This window comes from Oxalobacteraceae bacterium OTU3CINTB1 (assembly GCA_024123955.1).
GTDB lineage: Bacteria > Pseudomonadota > Gammaproteobacteria > Burkholderiales > Burkholderiaceae_D > Rugamonas.
Genome location: CP099652.1, coordinates 2,257,522 through 2,276,687, shown reverse-complemented (window position 1 = coordinate 2,276,687; position 19,166 = coordinate 2,257,522). Strand labels below are relative to the sequence as shown.

General features: G+C 58.9%; 19 protein-coding genes. 10 read left to right on the top strand and 9 right to left on the bottom strand.

From position 1 onward, the window contains the following. Positions 1–30 precede the first annotated feature (30 nt). The 6 genes from NHH73_09925 to NHH73_09900 all read right to left on the bottom strand — a co-directional run bounded on the left by NHH73_09925 (position 31) and on the right by NHH73_09900 (position 4,827). Positions 31–312 carry a succinate dehydrogenase assembly factor 2 gene (locus tag NHH73_09925; GenBank protein USX28572.1) on the bottom strand — a complete coding sequence of 94 codons (282 nt, stop codon included), beginning with the start codon at positions 310–312 and terminating at the stop codon, positions 31–33. Positions 313–416: 104 nt separating this feature from the next. Then, positions 417–1,127 (bottom strand): succinate dehydrogenase iron-sulfur subunit, encoded by a 711-nt coding sequence (locus NHH73_09920; GenBank protein ID USX28571.1) that lies wholly within the window; start codon positions 1,125–1,127, stop codon positions 417–419. Positions 1,128–1,136: 9 nt separating this feature from the next. Continuing rightward, positions 1,137–2,915, bottom strand: coding sequence for a succinate dehydrogenase flavoprotein subunit (sdhA, locus tag NHH73_09915; GenBank protein ID USX28570.1), 1,779 nt, complete (start codon positions 2,913–2,915; stop codon positions 1,137–1,139). Between the two features lie 2 nt (positions 2,916–2,917). Then, positions 2,918–3,283 (bottom strand): succinate dehydrogenase, hydrophobic membrane anchor protein, encoded by a 366-nt coding sequence (sdhD, locus tag NHH73_09910; protein ID USX28569.1) that lies wholly within the window; start codon positions 3,281–3,283, stop codon positions 2,918–2,920. A gap of 1 nt (position 3,284) precedes the next feature. Next, positions 3,285–3,707, bottom strand: coding sequence for a succinate dehydrogenase, cytochrome b556 subunit (sdhC, locus tag NHH73_09905; protein ID USX28568.1), 423 nt, complete (start codon positions 3,705–3,707; stop codon positions 3,285–3,287). A gap of 256 nt (positions 3,708–3,963) precedes the next feature. Next, on the bottom strand, positions 3,964–4,827 hold the full coding sequence (locus NHH73_09900; protein ID USX28567.1) for a GntR family transcriptional regulator: 864 nt from the start codon (positions 4,825–4,827) through the stop codon (positions 3,964–3,966). Positions 4,828–5,075: 248 nt separating this feature from the next. Between NHH73_09900 and NHH73_09895 the strand changes: the two genes are divergently transcribed. From NHH73_09895 to NHH73_09855, 9 genes are all read left to right on the top strand, one after another. Further along, the gene (locus NHH73_09895) at positions 5,076–6,065 is read left to right on the top strand and encodes a malate dehydrogenase (protein USX28566.1); all 990 of its coding nucleotides are present in this window, start codon (positions 5,076–5,078) and stop codon (positions 6,063–6,065) included. Positions 6,066–6,223: 158 nt separating this feature from the next. After that, on the top strand, positions 6,224–7,222 hold the full coding sequence (locus NHH73_09890; protein USX28565.1) for an aldolase/citrate lyase family protein: 999 nt from the start codon (positions 6,224–6,226) through the stop codon (positions 7,220–7,222). Then, positions 7,222–7,740: a hypothetical protein gene (locus NHH73_09885; GenBank protein ID USX28564.1), complete on the top strand. Its 519-nt coding sequence runs from the start codon at positions 7,222–7,224 to the stop codon at positions 7,738–7,740. Before NHH73_09890 ends, NHH73_09885 begins: the two co-directional genes overlap by 1 nt. 87 nt (positions 7,741–7,827) lie before the next feature. Further along, positions 7,828–10,536 carry an aconitate hydratase AcnA gene (acnA, locus tag NHH73_09880; protein ID USX28563.1) on the top strand — a complete coding sequence of 903 codons (2,709 nt, stop codon included), beginning with the start codon at positions 7,828–7,830 and terminating at the stop codon, positions 10,534–10,536. Positions 10,537–10,841: 305 nt separating this feature from the next. Next, positions 10,842–11,546 carry a hypothetical protein gene (locus tag NHH73_09875; GenBank protein USX28562.1) on the top strand — a complete coding sequence of 235 codons (705 nt, stop codon included), beginning with the start codon at positions 10,842–10,844 and terminating at the stop codon, positions 11,544–11,546. Between the two features lie 196 nt (positions 11,547–11,742). Continuing rightward, positions 11,743–12,570 carry an FRG domain-containing protein gene (locus tag NHH73_09870; GenBank protein ID USX28561.1) on the top strand — a complete coding sequence of 276 codons (828 nt, stop codon included), beginning with the start codon at positions 11,743–11,745 and terminating at the stop codon, positions 12,568–12,570. A gap of 196 nt (positions 12,571–12,766) precedes the next feature. Continuing rightward, complete coding sequence (locus NHH73_09865; protein USX28560.1) at positions 12,767–13,801, top strand: SIR2 family protein; 1,035 nt, start codon at positions 12,767–12,769, stop codon at positions 13,799–13,801. Positions 13,802–13,816: 15 nt separating this feature from the next. Next, the gene (locus tag NHH73_09860; protein ID USX28559.1) at positions 13,817–15,520 is read left to right on the top strand and encodes a DUF87 domain-containing protein; all 1,704 of its coding nucleotides are present in this window, start codon (positions 13,817–13,819) and stop codon (positions 15,518–15,520) included. Between the two features lie 218 nt (positions 15,521–15,738). Next, entirely contained in the window at positions 15,739–15,981 is a 243-nt protein-coding gene (locus NHH73_09855; protein USX28558.1) for a LamG domain-containing protein, read from the top strand. A gap of 69 nt (positions 15,982–16,050) precedes the next feature. Here the strand turns inward: NHH73_09855 and NHH73_09850 are convergent, their stop codons facing one another. Next, the gene (locus NHH73_09850) at positions 16,051–16,842 is read right to left on the bottom strand and encodes a hypothetical protein (GenBank protein ID USX28557.1); all 792 of its coding nucleotides are present in this window, start codon (positions 16,840–16,842) and stop codon (positions 16,051–16,053) included. Positions 16,843–17,070: 228 nt separating this feature from the next. Here NHH73_09850 and NHH73_09845 point away from each other — a divergent pair, with 228 nt between their 5' ends. Further along, a complete protein-coding gene (locus tag NHH73_09845; GenBank protein USX28556.1) occupies positions 17,071–18,342 on the top strand; it encodes a DUF2863 family protein in 1,272 nt (423 codons plus the stop codon). A 21-nt stretch (positions 18,343–18,363) separates the two neighbouring features. Here NHH73_09845 and NHH73_09840 read toward each other — a convergent pair whose 3' ends face one another. Further along, complete coding sequence (locus tag NHH73_09840; GenBank protein ID USX28555.1) at positions 18,364–18,672, bottom strand: hypothetical protein; 309 nt, start codon at positions 18,670–18,672, stop codon at positions 18,364–18,366. A 28-nt stretch (positions 18,673–18,700) separates the two neighbouring features. After that, on the bottom strand, positions 18,701–19,165 hold the full coding sequence (locus NHH73_09835) for a CYTH domain-containing protein (protein ID USX28554.1): 465 nt from the start codon (positions 19,163–19,165) through the stop codon (positions 18,701–18,703). Position 19,166: the final 1 nt, after the last annotated feature.

The following is a 19,166-nucleotide window of genomic DNA, read 5'->3' as shown; positions in this document are numbered from 1 at the left end:
AACGCGAAAATTCTGGTTGCCTTCGTAGTCTCAGGCCAGTCTTAGTCGTTGCAGCAATGCATGCACGTGCGGCAGGTCGACTTCGCCTTCCGGCTCTTTACGGGCCAGTACCAGATCCATCAGGGCATTGTCCGACAAATCGAGGAGCCGCGTGAGCGCGTCCACTTCTTCGTCGGTCAATTCGGTTTCATGCGCATCGAGAAAACGGGTGAGGATGATGTCGTTTTCCAGCAGACCCCGGCGTGAGCGCCAGCGCAGGCGCGCTCGGTTGGCTGGGTCGGACTGGTGCGCAGATTGGTTCGGTTCAGTCATGGGTCACTACTTTACACTGCGCGCGCCAATCGTGCTGGAGCGCCACTACTAAACAGGAACGGACACGTAAAACGGGCGGCGCTAAGGCCGCCCGCGATAGCGTTTTAGATCGCCCGGCGTACCATCAGCTCTTTGATCTTGCCGATCGCCTTGTTCGGGTTCAAACCCTTAGGGCAGACGTCGACGCAGTTCATGATCGAGTGGCAGCGGAACAGGCGGTACGGGTCTTCCAGGTTGTCCAGACGCTGGCCGGTCGCCTCGTCGCGCGAGTCGGCGATGAAGCGGTAGGCTTGCAGCAGGCCGGCCGGGCCGACGAACTTGTCCGGATTCCACCAGAACGACGGGCACGACGTCGAGCAGCACGCGCACAGGATGCACTCGTACAGGCCGTCGAGTTCTTCGCGTTCGGTCGGCGACTGCAGGCGTTCCTTTTCAGGACGGATCGAGTCGTTGATCAGGTATGGCTTGATCGAATCGTACTGCTTGAAGAACTGGGTCATGTCGACGATCAGGTCGCGGATCACCGGCAAACCTGGCAGCGGACGCAGCACGATAGGCTCGGTCAGCTCGTTCAAATTGGTGGTGCAGGCCAGGCCGTTCTTGCCGTTGATGTTCATCGCGTCCGAACCGCACACGCCTTCGCGGCACGAGCGGCGCAGGGCCAGCGAATCGTCGACGTCGGACTTGATGCGCTGCAAGGCGTCAAGCAGCATCTTGTCGGTGTCCTTCAGCTCGACCGTCACGTCCTGCATGTACGGTTTGGCGTCCTGGTCCGGATCGTAACGGTAAATTTTCAGTTTGATTGTGCGTGCCATGGTCTTGCCTTAGAAAGTACGTGGTTTCGGTTTGAAGGTATCAACCGTCAATGGCTTGGTCACGACCGCTTTGTATTCCAGGCGGTTGTCTGCCGAGTACCACAGGGTGTGCTTCATCCAGTTGTCGTCGTCGCGGTGCGGGAAGTCGTCGTGGGCGTGGGCGCCGCGCGATTCCTTGCGGGCCACGGCCGACAACATCGTCGCCTTCGCCGTTTCGATCAGGTTGTCCAGTTCCAGCGCTTCGACGCGCGCGGTGTTGAACACCTTGGACTTGTCCTTGAACGAGACGTGCTTGCGGCGCTCGTCGAGCACCATGATTTCCTTGGCGCCCTGCTGCATGGTCGCTTCGGTGCGGAACACGCCGCAGTACTTCTGCATCGTGGCGCGGATGTCGTTGGCGACGTTCTGCACTTTTTCCGCGCCGGTCGACGTTTCCAGCTTGTTCAGGCGGTCCATCGCGAAGTCCGACGCATCCTTCGGCAGCGGCTTGTTTTCCTTCTGCTTCAGGTTCGACGCGACCACGTGGTTGCCGGCCGCGCGGCCGAACACCACCAAATCGAGCAGCGAGTTGGTGCCCAGGCGGTTGGCGCCGTGCACCGAGACGCAGGCGCATTCGCCGATCGCATACAGGCCGTTGACGATCTTTTGCGTGCCGTCGCCGTTAGGGGTGACGACCTGGCCGTGGATGTTGGTTGGAATACCGCCCATCTGGTAGTGGATGGTCGGCACGACAGGAATCGGTTCCTTGGTGGCGTCGACGTTGGCGAACTTGTGGCCGATTTCCAGGATCGACGGCAGGCGCTTGGCGATGGTCTCGGCGCCGATGTGGCGCAGGTCCAGCATGACGTGGTCCTTGTTCGGACCGCAGCCGCGGCCTTCCTTGATCTCCTGGTCCATCGAACGCGAGACGAAGTCGCGCGGCGCCAGATCCTTCAGCGTAGGCGCGTAACGCTCCATGAAACGCTCGCCTTCGGAGTTGATCAGGATACCGCCCTCGCCGCGCACACCCTCGGTGATGAGGACACCCGCGCCGGCCACGCCGGTCGGGTGGAACTGCCAGAACTCCATGTCCTGCAGCGGCAGGCCGGCGCGTGCCGCCATGCCCATGCCGTCGCCGGTGTTGATGAAGGCGTTGGTCGACGCGGCGAAGATGCGGCCTGCGCCGCCGGTGGCGAAGATGGTGGTCTTCGCTTCCAGGATCATCGTTTCGCCGGTTTCCATTTCCAGTGCCACCACGCCGACGACATCGCCTTCGGCGTCACGGATGATGTCGAGCGCCATCCATTCGACGAAGAAGTGGGTGCGGGCGCGGACATTGCGCTGGTACAGGGTGTGCAGCAGCGCGTGGCCGGTGCGGTCGGCCGCGGCGCAGGCGCGCTGCACGGCTTTTTCACCGAAGTTGGCGGTGTGGCCGCCGAACGGACGCTGGTAGATGGTGCCGTCGGGATTGCGGTCGAACGGCATGCCGAAGTGTTCCAGCTCGTAGACGACCTTCGGTGCTTCGCGGCACATGAATTCGATCGCGTCCTGGTCGCCCAGGTAGTCGCCGCCCTTGACGGTGTCGAACATGTGCCAGAACCAGTTGTCCTCGGCCATGTTGCCCAGCGAGGCGCCGATGCCGCCCTGCGCCGCCACGGTGTGCGAGCGGGTCGGGAAGACTTTGGACAGCACCGCGACGTTCAGGCCGGCTTCGGCCAGTTGCAGCGATGCGCGCATGCCGGAGCCGCCGGCGCCGACGATTACCGCGTCAAAGCGGCGGGTTGGAATTCCAGTTTTAATAGCTGCCACGATTACACACTCCAGAGTATCTGTACCGACCAAACGGCACATGCGATCAACCACAGTACGGTGGCCATTTGCAGGGTCAGGCGGATGCCGACGTGTTTAACGTAGTCCATCCAGATGTCGCGCATGCCGACCCAGGCGTGATAGAACAGGCCGAGCAGGGTCACGGCGGAAATCAATTTGAACCATTGCTGAGCGAACAGCGCGGCCCAGCCTTCATAGGTGAAGTTCTGGCCGGTCAGGAAGGCGATCAGCAGGATGGCGGTGTAGAGCACCATGACGACGGCGGTCACGCGCTGCGCCAGCCAGTCTTTCATGCCGTAGTGCGCGCCGACGACCATGCGCTTCGGTCCGATGTTATTGTTAGCCATTTCAGAACACTCCAAACAGTTTCAGGGCGACCAGCGCGGTCAGGACCAGGCTGATGACCAGCACGGCGGCCGACGAATTGCGCGCCGAATCCTTGTCCAGGCCGATGTGGGTGTCCATCACCAGGTGGCGTACGCCAGCGCAGAAGTGGTGGAAGTAGCCCCAGCACAGCGCCAGGATGATCAACTTGACCAGCGGGTAGGTGATGAAGCCTTGATAGTGTGCGAAGGAAATCTCGGAACGCAGGCTTTCTTGCAACAAATACAGCGTGAATGGCAGCAGCAAGCACATCAACGCGCCGCTGATGCGGTGCAGGATGGAGACGATGGCGGCCAGGGGCTGGCGATAGTTGAGCAATTCTGTAACATGGATATTACGGAATTCCCGCCGTTCTTTTTTAGGGACTTCCCTTACGGCTTCTGACATAACAAGACCTCCTCAGGCTTAAACAAAAATTGGTTAGACCGCGATTTTCGCCGATTTCCGCGCCGATAACCAATATCTATTGTTACATATAACTAAAATAGTGTTTTGCAACACAGTCCGGCGGCCGCTTTCCGCAGCTCAACGTATTATCAGCGCAACAATGCTACCGTGGTGTGACGCACGGTTGGTTGTACGCTACCTGACGCGCTTTTCGCGCCCCAGGGTCTCCTGCTCCACCCGTTGGGTTCGATTCAGTTCAATTCAATTCATTGTGGTAATGGTGACGTTCAGTCAGATACTGACCCCGGCGCAGCTCCACCGGCTTGTCGCCGTACGTGAACGACACCCGCTCCGACGCCAGCAGCGGCGTGTCGAGGGCGATGTGCAGCAGCGCGGCCACGCCGGCGTCGGCGCACACGGCGCGGATCTTCTCGGTCGCCCGTATCATGCGAGTGCCAAACTCCGACTCGAACAGCCCGTACATCGGCCCCTTGTATTCGACCAGCCGCTCGGCGGTCAATCCCTTGAACGTGACGCCGGGCAGCCACATCTCTTCGACGATGGTCGGCACGCTGTCGAACGATTGTACGCGTTTGATGAAAATGACGGCGTCGCCGGACTTCAGGTCGAGCAGGCGCGCCACATCGGCGGGCGCGCGCATGCGCTTGACTTCAATGAACTTACTTTCAGGATAGTGTGGCACGCCCTCGTCGGGCAGCAGCTTGAGGAAGCGGAAATGGGCGCGCGCCTCATGGTGCGTGGCAACAAAAGTGCCCTTGCCCTGCTTGCGCATGACCAGGTTCTCGGCGGCCAGCTCGTCGATGGCCTTGCGCACGGTGCCCTGGCTGACCTTGAAGCGGTTGGCCAGTTCGACCTCGCTGGGAATCAATTCGCCCGGTTTCCACTCCCCCGATTGCAGGCTTTGAGTTATCAGCGCCTTGATTTGCTGGTAAAGTGGGGAGAATGTCGGCGAACTGCCGGACGGCAGGCCTGGCGCGCCCGAAGCGCCTGTCGTCGAAGCGGCCGGCGACGATGCCGCCGAACCCGCCGACGATCCTGCTGCGCCACCGGCACTTGAGGCTGGGCTGCTGCTGTTCGGATTGGGCGGGACGGGATTCATAGACCGAGATTTCACCACAAATGACCACTTCCGTCCAGCAAAACCGGCAACAACTTATCTGTCTTATATAAGACATAAGATAGGATTGACAGAAGCTGGTTACGCGCCTACACTCCGCAGCCATGCGTTTATAAGCTGTGGATTTGCAGTATCATTATGGATTAGGTTTTCCCGGGCCGAAACGGGCCGGATTTAAGAACGCGATCAAGAACACTTGAACACTTTCATTCCCACTTTGGAGATTCATCATGGCTAAAACCCCAATGCGTGTTGCTGTCACCGGCGCCGCCGGTCAAATCGGTTACGCTCTGCTGTTCCGCATCGCCAACGGCGACATGCTCGGCAAAGACCAGCCGGTCATCCTGCAACTGCTGGAAATCGCCGACGAAAAGGCACAAAAAGCGCTCAAGGGCGTCATGATGGAAATCGACGACTGCGCGTTCCCGCTGCTGACCGAGATGACCGCCCACTCCGACCCGATGACCGCCTTCAAGGATGTCGACGTCGCCGTGCTGGTCGGCGCCCGTCCGCGTGGCCCGGGCATGGAGCGCAAGGACCTGCTGGAAGCGAACGCCCAGATCTTCACCGTGCAAGGCAAGGCGCTGGACGCCGTCGCTTCGCGCAACGTTAAAGTCCTGGTGGTCGGCAACCCTGCCAACACCAACGCCTACATCGCCATGAAATCGGCACCGTCGCTGCCGGCCAAGAACTTCACCGCCATGCTGCGCCTGGACCACAACCGCGCGCTGTCGCAAGTGGCCGCCAAGACCGGCACCGCCGTGAAAGACATCGAGAAGCTGACCGTGTGGGGCAACCACTCGCCAACCATGTACGCCGACTACCGTTTCGCCACCGTCGGCGGCAAGGCCGTCAAGGACCTGATCAACGACCAGGAATGGAACGCCAACGTGTTCCTGCCGACCGTCGGAAAGCGCGGCGCCGCCATCATCGAAGCGCGCGGCCTGTCGTCGGCCGCGTCGGCCGCCAACGCCGCCATCGACCACGTCCACGACTGGATGCTGGGCACCAACGGCAAGTGGACCACCATGGGCGTTCCTTCGGATGGTTCGTACGGCATCCCTGAAGGCACCATGTTCGGCTTCCCTGTCACCACCGAAAACGGCGAATACAAAATCGTCCAGGGCCTGGAAATCGACGCCTTCTCGCAAGAGCGCATCAACCTGACCCTGAAGGAACTGACCGAAGAGCGCGAAGGCGTCAAGCACCTGCTGCCGTAATCCTCTTCGTGCACTAAGTGGAACCGGTTAAACCACCGATCCGCCGCACCCGCCGCGCTGCCGAGAGCAGCGCGGCGTCTGTTCCGCCCTTGTCAGACGTACCCGCCCTACCCGAGGCACCAGCCATTCAGCCAACCGCCATTCCAGACCACACCCGCATGCACCCATCCGAGGTTTTATTCCAGGGCAATCGCCAGCCGCTGCTGCTGCCGGCCTGCGACCACTACGCCGGCGCCGAAAAGCTGATGCGTAAATCGATCGCTCTGCAACAAGAACTTGGCCCGCTGTTCGACATCACGCTCGACTGCGAGGACGGCGCCAGCGCCGGCAACGAGGCCGCCCACGCGCGCCTGGTGGCCGAGCTGCTGAACTCCGACGACAACAAATTCAACCGCATCGGCGCCCGCGTGCACGATGTCGGCAGCCCGTTCTTTGCCCAGGACGTCGAGATCATCTGCGCCGCCGCCCAGCGCCTGGCCTACCTGGTGCTGCCGAAAGTGAACGGCGCGCAGGAAGTGAGCGACGCCATCGCGCTGATCAACCAGCACGCCGCCAAGGCCGGCCGCCGGGATTTGCCGATCCACGTGCTGATCGAAACCCACGGCGCGCTGCGCCAGGCCTACGACATCGCCGCCATTCCGCAAGTGCAGTGCCTGTCGTTCGGCATCATGGACTTCATCTCGTCGCACTACGGCGCCATTCCCGGCGCGGCCATGCGCACGCCGGGCCAGTTCACGCACCCGCTGGTGGTGCGCGCCAAGCTGGAAATCTCGGCCGCCTGCCACGCGCACGGCAAGGTGCCCTCGCATAACGTCACCACCGAGATCAAGGACACCGCCGTCGCCGCCAACGACGCCCAGCGCGCCGCCGCCGAATTCGGCTACACGCGCATGTGGAGCATCCACCCGAACCAGATCAAGCCGATCATCAAGACCTTCACGCCGCGCCTCTCCGAAGTCAACGAGGCGGCCGCCATCCTGCTGGAGGCGGCGGCCGTGCAATGGGGTCCGATCGCCCAGAACGGGCGCTTGCACGACCGCGCCAGCTACCGATATTATTGGACCGTTTTACAGCGCGCCAAACTGGCCGGGCTGAGCTTGCCCGAGTCGGTGGCCGCGCTGATGAACCCCGCCGACCACCCACTGGAAACAAACTGATGTCGATCTCCAAACTATTCATGGCCTGCAGCCTCGCGCTGGCCTCGCTGTCCCTCGCCGCCGGCGCCCACGCCGCAGCGGAAACCACCAAAACCCCGGTCAAAAAGGCCGTGAAAAAATCCACCAAGAAGGCCGCCAAGCCGGTGGAAGAAGCCGTGCCAAAGGCGCCCGACGAGGAAGCCGACGAACCGGCCATCACCGATTCGGCCGTCACCGAGTTCGATTGCGAACTTGGCAACAAAGTCACGATCTACGCCAACACCACCGACGAGGCGCACATCGCGCTGCGCTGGAAGAAGCGCTTGCACCGCCTGACGCGCGTGGGTACGACCACCGGCGCCAACCGCTTCGAAAACAAATTGTACGGCCTGATCTGGATCGGCATTCCAGCCAAGGGCATGCTGCTCGATTCAAAACTGAACCGCCAGCTGGCCAACGAATGCCGCAACGCCGAACAATTGAAGCCGGTCGTCACCTCCGACGCGGAACCGACCAGCGTCAAGACCGTTATCCAGTAACACCGGTTCCAAAACGGGCGCGCCGGCACGGGCGCTTGCACAACGTAGCACTTCAACAAATAGACGATACCCACTGAAGGAGAGGTCATGTCCCGCAACACTCTGAACACGCTTAAGGATTTCAACATTTCGGGCAAGAAGGCGAAGTTCTATTCGCTGCCTGCACTGGAGAAGAGCCTGGGCGCCAAAATCTCCCGCCTGCCGGTATCGATCCGTGTTGTGCTGGAATCCGTGCTGCGCAACTGCGACGGTAAGAAAGTCACCGAAGAGCACATCAAGCAGCTGGCCAACTGGAGCCCGACCGGCGAGCGCACCGACGAGATCCCGTTCGTCGTCGCCCGCGTGGTGCTGCAGGACTTCACCGGCGTGCCGCTGCTGGCCGACCTGGCCGCGATGCGCAACGTCGCCTACAAGATGGGTATCAACGCCAAGAAGATCGAACCGCTGGTCCCTGTCGACCTGGTGGTCGACCACTCGGTCACCATCGACCACTTCCGCGAGCCTGGCGCGCTGGACCTGAACATGAAGCTGGAATTCTCGCGCAACAACGAGCGCTACCAGTTCATGAAATGGGGCATGCAAGCGTTCGACACCTTCGGCGTGGTGCCTCCGGGCTTCGGCATCGTCCACCAGGTCAACCTGGAATACCTGGCGCGCGGCGTGCACAAAGACGCGGCCGGCGTGTACTACCCTGATTCGCTGGTCGGCACCGACTCGCACACCACCATGATCAACGGGATCGGCGTGGTCGGCTGGGGCGTGGGCGGCATCGAGGCGGAAGCCGGCATGCTGGGCCAGCCGGTCTACTTCCTGACCCCGGACGTCATCGGCGTCAACCTGACCGGCGTGCTGCGCGAAGGCTGCACCGCGACCGACCTGGTGCTGACCATCACCGAACTGCTGCGCAAGGAAAAAGTCGTCGGCAAGTTCGTCGAGTTCTTCGGCGAAGGCACCGAGACCTTGTCGGTCACCGACCGCGCCACCATCGCCAACATGGCGCCTGAATACGGCGCGACGATGGGCTTCTTCCCGGTCGACGACGCCACCATCGAATACTTCGAAGGCACCGGCCGCACCAAGGCAGAAATCGACGCCTTCGCCGCCTACTTCAAGGCGCAGGGCATGTACGGCGTATCGAAAGCCGGCGACATCGATTACACCCGCGTGGTGGAACTGAACCTCACGAGTGTTACTCCATCCTTGGCCGGCCCCAAGCGTCCACAGGACCGTATCGAAATCGGCAACGTGAAAAACAACTTCACCGAACTGTTCTCGAAACCGACCACCGAAAACGGCTTCAACAAAAAGCCGGAAGACCTGACCAGGACCTACACCACCACCAACGGCGTGGACGTAAAGAACGGCGACGTGCTGATCGCCGCGATCACCTCGTGCACCAACACCTCGAACCCAAGCGTGCTGCTGGCCGCGGGCCTGCTGGCCAAGAAGGCCGTCGAAGCCGGCCTGACCGTCGCGCCGCACATCAAGTCGTCGCTGGCGCCCGGCTCCCGCGTGGTCACCGAGTACCTGACCGCCGCCGGCCTGCTGCCATACCTGGAGCAACTGGGCTTCGGCGTGACCGCCTACGGCTGCACCACCTGCATCGGTAACGCCGGCGACCTGACCCCGGAACTGAACGCCGCCATCACCTCGAACGACATCGTCGCGTCGGCCGTGCTGTCCGGTAACCGTAACTTCGAAGCGCGGATCCACCCGAACATCCGTTCGAACTTCCTGGCCTCGCCACCGCTGGTCGTGGCCTACGCCATCGCCGGCAACATGACCGTCGACCTGATGACCCAGCCGGTCGGCAAGGGCACCAACGGCAAGGACGTGTACCTGGGCGACATCTGGCCGACCTCGAAAGAGATCGCCAAGCTGATGAAGTTCGCGATGAACTCGAAAGTGTTCAAGACCAACTACGCCGACGTCAAGGGCAACCCTGGCAAGCTGTGGGAACATGTGTCGACCACCGAAGGCCAAGTGTACAACTGGCCGGCGTCGACCTACATCGCCGAGCCACCGTTCTTCGACGGCTTCGAGATGACCCCGAAAGCGGTCGCCACCGGCATCGAAGGCGCGCGCGCACTGGGCGTGTTCGGCGACTCGATCACCACCGACCACATCTCCCCTGCCGGCTCCATCAAGGAAGACGGTCCAGCGGGCAAATGGCTGCTGGCCAACGGCGTGCTGAAGGCGGACTTCAACTCCTACGGCTCGCGTCGCGGCAACCACGAGATCATGATGCGCGGCACCTTCGCCAACGTGCGTATCAAGAACAAGATGATCCCGCCAAAAGCGGACGGTTCGGCGGTCGAAGGCGGCATCACGATCCACCAGCCATCGGGCGAACAGCTGTCGATCTACGACGCGGCGATGAAGTACGTTGCCGAAGGCACCCCGACCATGGTGTTCGGCGGTGAAGAGTACGGCACCGGCTCGTCGCGCGACTGGGCCGCCAAGGGTACCCAGCTGCTGGGCGTGAAAGCCGTGATCGTGCGTTCGTTCGAACGTATCCACCGCTCCAACCTGGTCGGCATGGGCGTGCTGCCGCTGCAATTCATCGGCACCGACAGCGTCGAATCGCTGGGCATCACCGGCAATGAAACCTACGACCTGAAGGGCCTGGAAGGCGAGATCAAGCCGCAACAGCTGGCGACCCTGGTGATCCACCGTGCAGACGGTTCGAGCCAGGAAGTCAAAGTGTTGCTGCGTATCGACACCCCGATCGAAGTCGACTACTACAAGCACGGCGGTATTCTGCCATTCGTGCTGCGTCAGCTGCTGGCCGCTTAATCAAGGACTGAAACTAGTTTCACACGAAAAAACACCCTGTCCGCTTCGGCGGCAGGGTGTTTTTTTTCGTCCGGCATGTCATCTTGAGTGGAATCTCGAAGTACGTAAATTCAATGAAAACCTGTGTCGTGCTTATTAAAAATTTTGTTTAGATAGCGCCTTTTATTAGGAGAAAAGCAACAACGGTCGTACACTGGTCGAATCTCAACTTTCGGGCACAAGCAGACGCGGGCAATTTCACAAAAACGACTGCGTGTGAGGCGCATCAGTGGCCGCATCACCTTAATACACCAACTAGGAAAACGATGACTGATAAGTTAGACGAAAACGCCACTGACTACGTTGTTAGTGCAACTAAGTCTGCATTGGGTATGGTTCCATTTGCTGGTTCGCTGCTTGCAGAATTAGCCGGGTCTATCATCCCCAAGCAGCGCATGGACCGTTTGATCGACTATGCCCGCAAGCTCGAACATAGATTGAGCGCTCTCGATCAAGACGCGATTCGGATCAAATTATCTGACGAGAATTTTACGGATTTGCTAGAAGAGTCGGCCCGTCAGGCAGCTCAGGCAATTACAGACGAAAGACGTGAATACTTAGCCGCACTATTGGCAAGCGGTGTTTCTGAGGATCGCGTCTCATTCGTAGAGTCAAGACACCTGCTTCGTCTTCTTAGCCAGATCAACGACATCGAGGTCATTTGGCTACGTTTTTATAGCCATCGTACCCTAAACGGCGATAATGAATTTCGTAACAAACATGCTGCGATATTGGCTCCGATCCGAACAACCTTGGGGAGCGATCAGGAGACGATAGACCGCAAGGCGTTGCAAGACAACTATACTGAGCATCTCGTCTCACTTGGCCTTCTGACTCGCCCGTTGAGAATTGATTCCAAGACGGGCGGCCCTGAATTCGACAGAATCATAAAAAGTTGGAAAACAGAGCCGACCCAAACCACATTGCTTGGGCGCCTACTCTTGAAATATATCGGGTTGGATTCCCGATAAATGCTAAGGGCGTCTTCGGCCCACAATAAAGATTAGTGCATTTTTCAGATGAACAAACCGCCATTTCAGATACTGACAGCTGCATTCGGCCAATTTCAGACGGTGCCTCGCATCGGCGGCAACTAGCCGAAACGTACAGCTATGAGGCGCACGTCGGCAGCTTGAATCACACTTCAACTGAGCAAAGGAAAATTCGATGACAAATCCAGCGTATGTAGTGGAGCACATCTCTTCTTGGGACGAGTTCCGCGTAGCTGTTACCGGAGAGCGTTTTCAAAGCTGGGCATTCCGTGGACAGGCGAACGCCAACTGGCCTCTCTACAGCTCATTATCCCGGTACTTAATGCTGCACAGCGTTCATGCAGATGCTTGGCCAAAGCAGGAACTGCGCATACTTCGAATTTTTAAGCGGAAGGCACATCTCCTCTTACCGAGTCTCCCAAAAGCAAATGACTCATTTGAGTGGCTCGCGCTAATGCAACATCATGGGGCACCAACCCGGCTGCTAGACTTTTCTTGGTCGCCATTTGTCGCGGCATTTTTTGCTCTCGAGAATGCATCAGACAATGCCGCAGTCTGGGCTACGTTTCCACCTGGTCTCAACTCCAGACCAAATCGAACACTTAGGCCGAGTCAGGCAATAACCGGTGACGACATTGGGCCCTGGGTTGAAGGGGCATACGAAGAGCACTTCGTCCCCAATCAGGTTCGAATTGCCGTAATCGGCGAACCTCACAACATGAACCAGCGACTGCTTGCGCAAGGCGGAACGTTCATTATGCCCGGCCTTTTGAATGAACCGGTAGAAGCAATAGTGCCGCCAGACAGTATCGTAAAATTTGTACTAGATACCAAAAAAATGAGACGGGAAGCTATGCTCGATCTATACCGGATGAACATAAGTAACGCAACGTTATTTCCTGGGCTAGATGGTCTGGCTAGATCCTTAGCCTTTGAATTGGAACATCATTGGGCATTTGACCCACTGACTATGGAAGTACGAAAAGGATATAAAATCGACTGACCGGTCCAGAGATAGCTAGACTTACTTATTGCACCATCTATCTCGGAGATCGAAACGTGAGAAGATTACAAGTTAGACACTACTTTACGTGACAGGATTGCTGCCCTGCATTCCTTGCAATGTAACTTGCCTCAATCTCCAGTGCTATTGCCGGAATTCATACTGGAGCTACTTGATCTTATAACTGGAGGCGTTCTTGATCTTAACCCTTGATCAGCTGCTACCCAATCTGAACCAGTCCATAGACGGAGTTGGCTTCTTGTTTGGAGCAGGGGCGTCGTTTCAGGCAGGGTATCCGTTAATGACCACGTTGACGCGCCAAGTGGTAGACGGCCTTACTCCTAGTGAAGCAGCCGATTTCGCCGCTGTAATGGCAGCTGCAGGTCTAACATATGACAGTGCAAAAGCAACGCCTAATATCGAAGAAATCGCTGATTTGACAATCGCTCATTCACTCAACTCCGGAGACGCGAGATATACCAACCTGGAAGTGCGAATACGACAGCTAATTGTTCAGTCGCTTCTCTCAGTGGCGTCTCCGGACTTTCAGCATCACATAAGATTCTTCAAAGGTCTAAAGCGCAGGACATTTGGGTTGCCAAGCACCGTCTGGATATTCACGACAAATTATGACGTACTGTTGGAGACTGCCGCAGCATTGGCTGGCGTTCGCTTGGAGAATGGCTTCTCCGGCGCTACAACGAGTTTCCTAGATATTGGTCGCTTGGCACAGGTTCATGGAAATAGTGACGGACAGCGATTCGTACCCCACACAGGCCTAATTGTAAAACTCATCAAATTGCATGGCTCGCTATCTTGGTACGCGGAGGGAGGGCAAGTGCTGGAGCAGCACCCCACATCACTTTCACCTGCGTTGGCGCGTACGATGGTGCTGCCACGGCGACGAAAAGTCATGGACACCCTCAGCCCTCCGTATGACCAACTCTTCGCTCTCGCAAGTCGCACCATAGGTACTGAATGCAAATATCTCATCAGCTGCGGCTTTAGTTTTGGTGACGAGCACATAAACCAAAACATCTTGTTGCCAGCGCTTCGTGCCGGAAGGTGTCGACTGAGCGCACTCTGCGGTTTTGATCCGCTAGGACTTAATGATTTCAAGACGTTACCGACCTTCACAGCCGCGTTCCCAACTCACGCATGGTCGAGAACCACACAAACGACTGACACCACGGCACTGTGGAAATTCGATCATTTTGCCCGAGCGTTTTAAACAAGGAAGAGACAAATGACATACAAAATTGGCAAAGTCTGTGGCGTATCTGGCGATGAGATTCTTGTTAACGTGATAGATCACAAGGCGGACGAGAGCGGTGAAGCTGGCGTCCCTGATAACATGACGGTACACCTGCAAAGTGAAGCTGGGCCTGTACCGGTGGTGATCGGACAACCAGGAACCTTCGTAGTTGTGGCGCTTCCTGCGGCCAGTCTGCTCTGCATGGTGGTTGGCATCACCATGAAAGAGGGCAAGTACTCTGCGAGCGAATCAAAGGAAGCGTCGCTTACGGGTGGCCTGCTTCTCGATCCGACTTCTCGCGCCTTGGTGACTGTTCCGGTTGGTACCATCGAAAGCACAGGCAAATTTGAGCGTGGAACTGATGTGCTGCCGACAGTGAACGCTCCAGTGTTTGCAGCGTCACCCCAACTGGTTAGTTCTGTGTTCTCCAGCTACGCCGAGGGCGACTTTGCGCTTGGAGCACTATCACTGCAACCCGATCAGCCGGCAAAAATCAACCTTGATTCCTTTCTGTCTAGGCATGCAGCCATACTTGGGCAGACCGGAGGAGGAAAGTCGTGGACCGTGGCCTCACTGCTTCAAAAAGTCTCCAACTTTAAGCAAGCAACCGTTGTGCTATTTGATCTCCACGGCGAGTATTCGGATGCCTTCTCGAAGGATGTAGACGTCATTTCCGCCTCCAAACTTGAACTTCCATACTGGCTGATGAACTCGGAAGAACTTCTTGGCCTAATGGTGGATCGCAGTGAGTCAGCTGCTCCCAATCAGATAGCGAAGTTCAAGGAAGTGCTTCAATCAGCCAAGGAAATACCCGACGAGAACAAGAACCTTGGAATATCAAAGATAACCATCGACACACCCGTCTTCTTCGACTTCAACTCAATACTGAAAGAATTCCGGGAATTGGATACGCAAATGGTTCCCGGTGCGAATGGAAAGGACAAGCAGGGCCCACTGTTCGGTCAGTTTACGCGGTTGCTTATGCGAATTGACTCGCGCCTTAACGACCGGCGGTATGACTTGATCTTCAAGCCACAAACGTATCTGACCAGTGCCTCGATGGAGGATCTCTTCCGTCGTCTACTCGGTGAACGGAAAGGTGATCGGAAAAAGATAGTCGTCATTGATCTGAGTCCTGTGCCCTTTGACGTACGCGGATCCGTAATTTCTCTCATTCTCCGCTGCATATTTGACTTCGCTTACTGGTACACGAGGGTAAACAAGACTCGGCATCCAATTGCCGTCTTTGCCGACGAAGCCCATATTTATCTAAACGAACGCGACAGTGCTTCAGAAGCGGCCCGCCACTCTGCCGAAAGAATTGCAAAAGAGGGGCGTAAGTACGGTGTGAGCCTGACCGTCATCAGCCAAAGGCCTCGAGAGGTTTCGTCTACCATACTGTCCCAGTGCAATAGCTTCCTATGCCTTCGAATTTCAAATCCAGAGGACCAGTCTTACGTGAAGAGCCTATTGCCCGACTCGGTGAGAGGAGTCGCAAGCCTCTTTTCGACGCTTCGACGAGGCGAATGCGTACTACTTGGAGACTCGGTCCTCATGCCAACTCGGATTCGAATAGACGTACCGAATCCGAAACCGGCTAGTGACGATGCTTCGTTCTATAAGCACTGGACCACTGATCCTGCTGACATTGACTTTTCAGCTGTACTAAGGGCTTGGCGGAACCAAGAAGCCTAGCATTCGCCGCCCGTTGATCGTGGCCTAACCATCGCCGTCAAGGTGTACTGGAACGCTGCGCGCGACTGGGAGCGCGTGTTCGACTTCGGCAACGCCATGCGGCAGTACCTGTTCCTGACACCGCGCGCCTTCCGTGGCGACCTATCGTTCACCATCTCCAACAACGGCGGCTACGGCAGCCAGACGGTATCGACGCCGACGCCGCTGGCGAGCGGACGATGGGTGTACACGTGGCGATTGCCTTGTCGGGCTCGACCGCGACCTTGTACGTGAACGGCAGCTCGGTCGGCACCAACACGGCGATGACGCGCGCGCCGTCCCGCCTCGATAGCACCGAGAGCAACTGGCTCGCCCGCTTGCAGTATCCGGCCGATCCCTACTTCACCGGCAAGGTGGACGACTTTCGTATCTACAACGGCGCCATGACGGCCGGGCAGGTCGCAGCCCTGGCGATTGCGTAACTTTCCCAAGGGGCGGATTTTCCGGCATGCCGTAGCCGCCCCAAGCTGCCATGTGGTCGCTCGCGGTCCTCATCTGAGATCGAACACGAAGCTTCTCTCGACCAACAAGCGGGGATCGAGGGGGCCATCGGGGCGCTTGTATTGCGAAAGCGCGAACGCCCCCTTTGCTTTTAGATAGGTAAGCAGGTAATCCTTGTCTTCCAGGTCCGGCCCGCCGCGTCGCTGAGTTGTATCCTGCGTCACCCCATCCTGCCGCCACGCGATCGTCGCGTCGTTCGCGCTGAACTTCATCACGTACGTCCCCCACAATCCGTGACGCAAAGCCGCCGGTGGATATTGCGCCTGTGTGAACACTTCGGTGCCGACGCCTGCTAGATAAACGCAGCCCTGAAAGAGGCTGGTCGGCATGCTTTCCAGCTCACCATTGAAACCGTCCGGATCCGCGTCGGGGTCGGAGCGCGGGACGCATTGCTGCGGAAAGTAAGTCCTGGCGTTGCTCTTGGCGAGCCACCACAGCGCCATTCCGTTGTCGCGCCCGGCCTTGGCGTAGCCGGTGATCAGACGCGGGATACCCGAGCCGTTGCCGGCCTCGTCTGCAAGCACGTACAGCCGCGCGGCCTTGTCCCAGTTGGACGCCAAGCACACACCCTCGTCGTACATGGTGCCGGCCAACAGGAGCACGTCCCGCTGCTTCGCTTTCACCCCAACCTTGAGCGCGTCGACGGCTTCCTGGCAGCGTCCGGCGACGATCAAACTGCGAATCCGCGCGGTCGCGTCATCATCGGATTTAACATACTGGGGCGCGGCGCTTGCTGTTGCCGCGACGAGCACGCAGATGATCGGTACGGTACGCTTAAACATGCATTCTCCACGAATCGACCCCGGACAGGGCCGTACCCATGTTATCAGAACCGCAGCAACCGTTGCCATCCGCGTCGCCGGCGACCGGACCCGCACTTGATTTCCCCTGCCCTGTCCCGAACTAATAAGGGTTAGCCGAGCGAATCAACTACAATACGTGTCATAAGGGTTATCATCTGCATGACTGATCCATTTTTTTGACTAATTTTATAAGACTCTTATTGCGCTATGCGTCGTCCATCTAAAGATTCATCCCATAAATTGTCTGTCGAAAGCCAGCGTCTTGTCACCTACGCCCAGGCGGTCGGTCAGGCGGCCAGCCGGCTTGAAGAGCGGTCGTGGGAACACAACCTCGATGCACAGCTCCAGAAACTCCTCAAGACCGGTCACCAGGACACCATCGACGCCACGCTCAACGCGCTGTTCAAGGAAGACTTGAACGCCTACGACGTGCTCATGGATGGCGTCGAAGCGGTCAGCGAATCGAGCAGCATCACCATCGACACCGCCGACGGCGTGGCCAAGCAATACGACGTGCTGCTGGTGGCCGCGCCGATCCTGGCGTGGACCCGCTTCTCGATCGCCTCGGGTGCGATTCCGGCCGACATCCTGCAAACCTTGTCGGCGCATTTCAGCGCCCACCTGCTGGCCGACGGCACCCGCATGGCGATGTCGCCGACCCTGTTCTCGATCGACCAGCTGCCGCGCAGCCACGTCGAAACCTACGGCAAGGTGCACAAGCTGGCGCAAGCCGCCATCAAGGGCACGGTGCTCAAGGCCGACACCAAGGTGCCGGAGACGGCGCCGTTCCTGGCCGACACGCGCTACCTGCTGGTGGCGGTCGTGGCCCCGGCCGGCGCCCCGCTGTTCCGCTGGCAGATGCCGTCGAATCAAAGCAACTTCGCCAACGAGCGCGCCACGGCGCTGGAGCAATGGCGCGAGCAGGTCACGCCGACGGTCACCCGTCTGCTGCCCGGCTGCGGCATCGAGCTGCTGCTGCCGGAAGCCTACTACATGGCCTGCCGCGAGGCGGACAAGCTGATCCGTCCGGTGTCGATCCGCGCCGCCGTGCACTACCTGACGCATACCCTGGCGGTCGAACCGTCGGAGCTGCGCGCGGTGATCGCCGGCTTCGGCGAGGAAAACGCCGACGGCCAGATCGACGAGTACCGCGTGGCCTTCACGCAGCGCTCGACGCCGGACGTGATCTACGGCGTGGTGTGGCCGCTGTACGGACAGGAAGACGAGGAAGGCACGCCGCCGGAAGGTCCGCTGCAAGGCGGTCCGGGCGGTGTAGTGCAGAAGCCGGTCACGCCGGTGGAAGAGATCGTCGCGCACCTGAACGCGGCCGGCATCACGCAGATCAAGAAGCACGCCGAGCGTTATGTGGCCGAGTTCTGCGACGATTGCGGCGCGCCGCTGTTCGCCGACCCGGTCGGGGAATTGGCGCATGCCGAAATGCCGGAAGACGCGCCCAGCGGCACCGAGCATTTCCATTAAAAAAAGCCCTTCGGGGCTTTTTTATTTTGTAGACTGCGGCTGAGTTTGGGGCTGCGGGAGATAAATGACAACCGGCGGCTGGGGCGGCGCTTGCAGCACTGTTGGGGTAGCCGCTTGCGCCGCCGGCCTCGCATCGAACGACCTGTTGGCGGCAAAATACAAACCGCCGAAACCGATGAACATGCCGATCATCGACGCCACCATCCAGCGGTAACCTTCGGCGGACATCTTGTGCATTTCATCGCGCAACACCTCGATATCGGCCTTCGTCGCTAACGTCGGCACGATTGCATCGATATGCGCCTTCAGCGCTGAAACTTCGCTGTCCATCCCACCAGCTTAGACCAAAATCCGCCGGCTACCAAGCCGAAAACGGATGGCTAATCAGGCTTGAATTGAGGTAGCGCAAGTCGGCCGTGACCTCTTCCATCACCCATTCCGGCTTGTCGAAGACTTGATCCTCCGAGCCCAATTCGATCTCCGCCACCACCAGCCCCGCATTGGCGCCGAGGAACTCATCGACCTCCCACACATTGCCGGCGAAGTCGATGCGGCGGCGGTATTTTTCGATCAGCGGCTGCTCGCACAAACCGTCGAGCAGCTCGACCGCGTCGGCCATCGGGATCTCGTACTCCCACTCGCCGCGCGTGGCGCCGACGTTGCGGCCCTTGATCGTCATCACCGCCCGCTCGCCCTCGATGCGCACCCGCACCACCCGATCCTTGTGCGACGACAGATAGCCCTGGCGGAAAAACACCGGCTCGCCAAGGCTCTTCCACGCGTCGCCGCGCACCAGGAACTTGCGCTCGATCTCGACGCCCACG

What these genes read in the sequence shown, in the direction of transcription:
- NHH73_09925 (USX28572.1), bottom strand. Translation starts at nt 312, where the DNA reads ATGACTGAACCGAACCAATCTGCGCACCAGTCCGACCCAGCCAACCGA.
- NHH73_09920 (USX28571.1), bottom strand. Translation starts at nt 1,127, where the DNA reads ATGGCACGCACAATCAAACTGAAAATTTACCGTTACGATCCGGACCAG.
- sdhD (USX28569.1), bottom strand. Translation starts at nt 3,283, where the DNA reads ATGGCTAACAATAACATCGGACCGAAGCGCATGGTCGTCGGCGCGCAC.
- sdhC (USX28568.1), bottom strand. Translation starts at nt 3,707, where the DNA reads ATGTCAGAAGCCGTAAGGGAAGTCCCTAAAAAAGAACGGCGGGAATTC.
- NHH73_09900 (USX28567.1), bottom strand. Translation starts at nt 4,827, where the DNA reads ATGAATCCCGTCCCGCCCAATCCGAACAGCAGCAGCCCAGCCTCAAGT.
- NHH73_09895 (USX28566.1), top strand. Translation starts at nt 5,076, where the DNA reads ATGGCTAAAACCCCAATGCGTGTTGCTGTCACCGGCGCCGCCGGTCAA.
- NHH73_09890 (USX28565.1), top strand. Translation starts at nt 6,224, where the DNA reads ATGCACCCATCCGAGGTTTTATTCCAGGGCAATCGCCAGCCGCTGCTG.
- NHH73_09885 (USX28564.1), top strand. Translation starts at nt 7,222, where the DNA reads ATGTCGATCTCCAAACTATTCATGGCCTGCAGCCTCGCGCTGGCCTCG.
- acnA (USX28563.1), top strand. Translation starts at nt 7,828, where the DNA reads ATGTCCCGCAACACTCTGAACACGCTTAAGGATTTCAACATTTCGGGC.
- NHH73_09875 (USX28562.1), top strand. Translation starts at nt 10,842, where the DNA reads ATGACTGATAAGTTAGACGAAAACGCCACTGACTACGTTGTTAGTGCA.
- NHH73_09870 (USX28561.1), top strand. Translation starts at nt 11,743, where the DNA reads ATGACAAATCCAGCGTATGTAGTGGAGCACATCTCTTCTTGGGACGAG.
- NHH73_09860 (USX28559.1), top strand. Translation starts at nt 13,817, where the DNA reads ATGACATACAAAATTGGCAAAGTCTGTGGCGTATCTGGCGATGAGATT.
- NHH73_09855 (USX28558.1), top strand. Translation starts at nt 15,739, where the DNA reads ATGGGTGTACACGTGGCGATTGCCTTGTCGGGCTCGACCGCGACCTTG.
- NHH73_09850 (USX28557.1), bottom strand. Translation starts at nt 16,842, where the DNA reads ATGTTTAAGCGTACCGTACCGATCATCTGCGTGCTCGTCGCGGCAACA.
- NHH73_09845 (USX28556.1), top strand. Translation starts at nt 17,071, where the DNA reads ATGCGTCGTCCATCTAAAGATTCATCCCATAAATTGTCTGTCGAAAGC.
- NHH73_09840 (USX28555.1), bottom strand. Translation starts at nt 18,672, where the DNA reads ATGGACAGCGAAGTTTCAGCGCTGAAGGCGCATATCGATGCAATCGTG.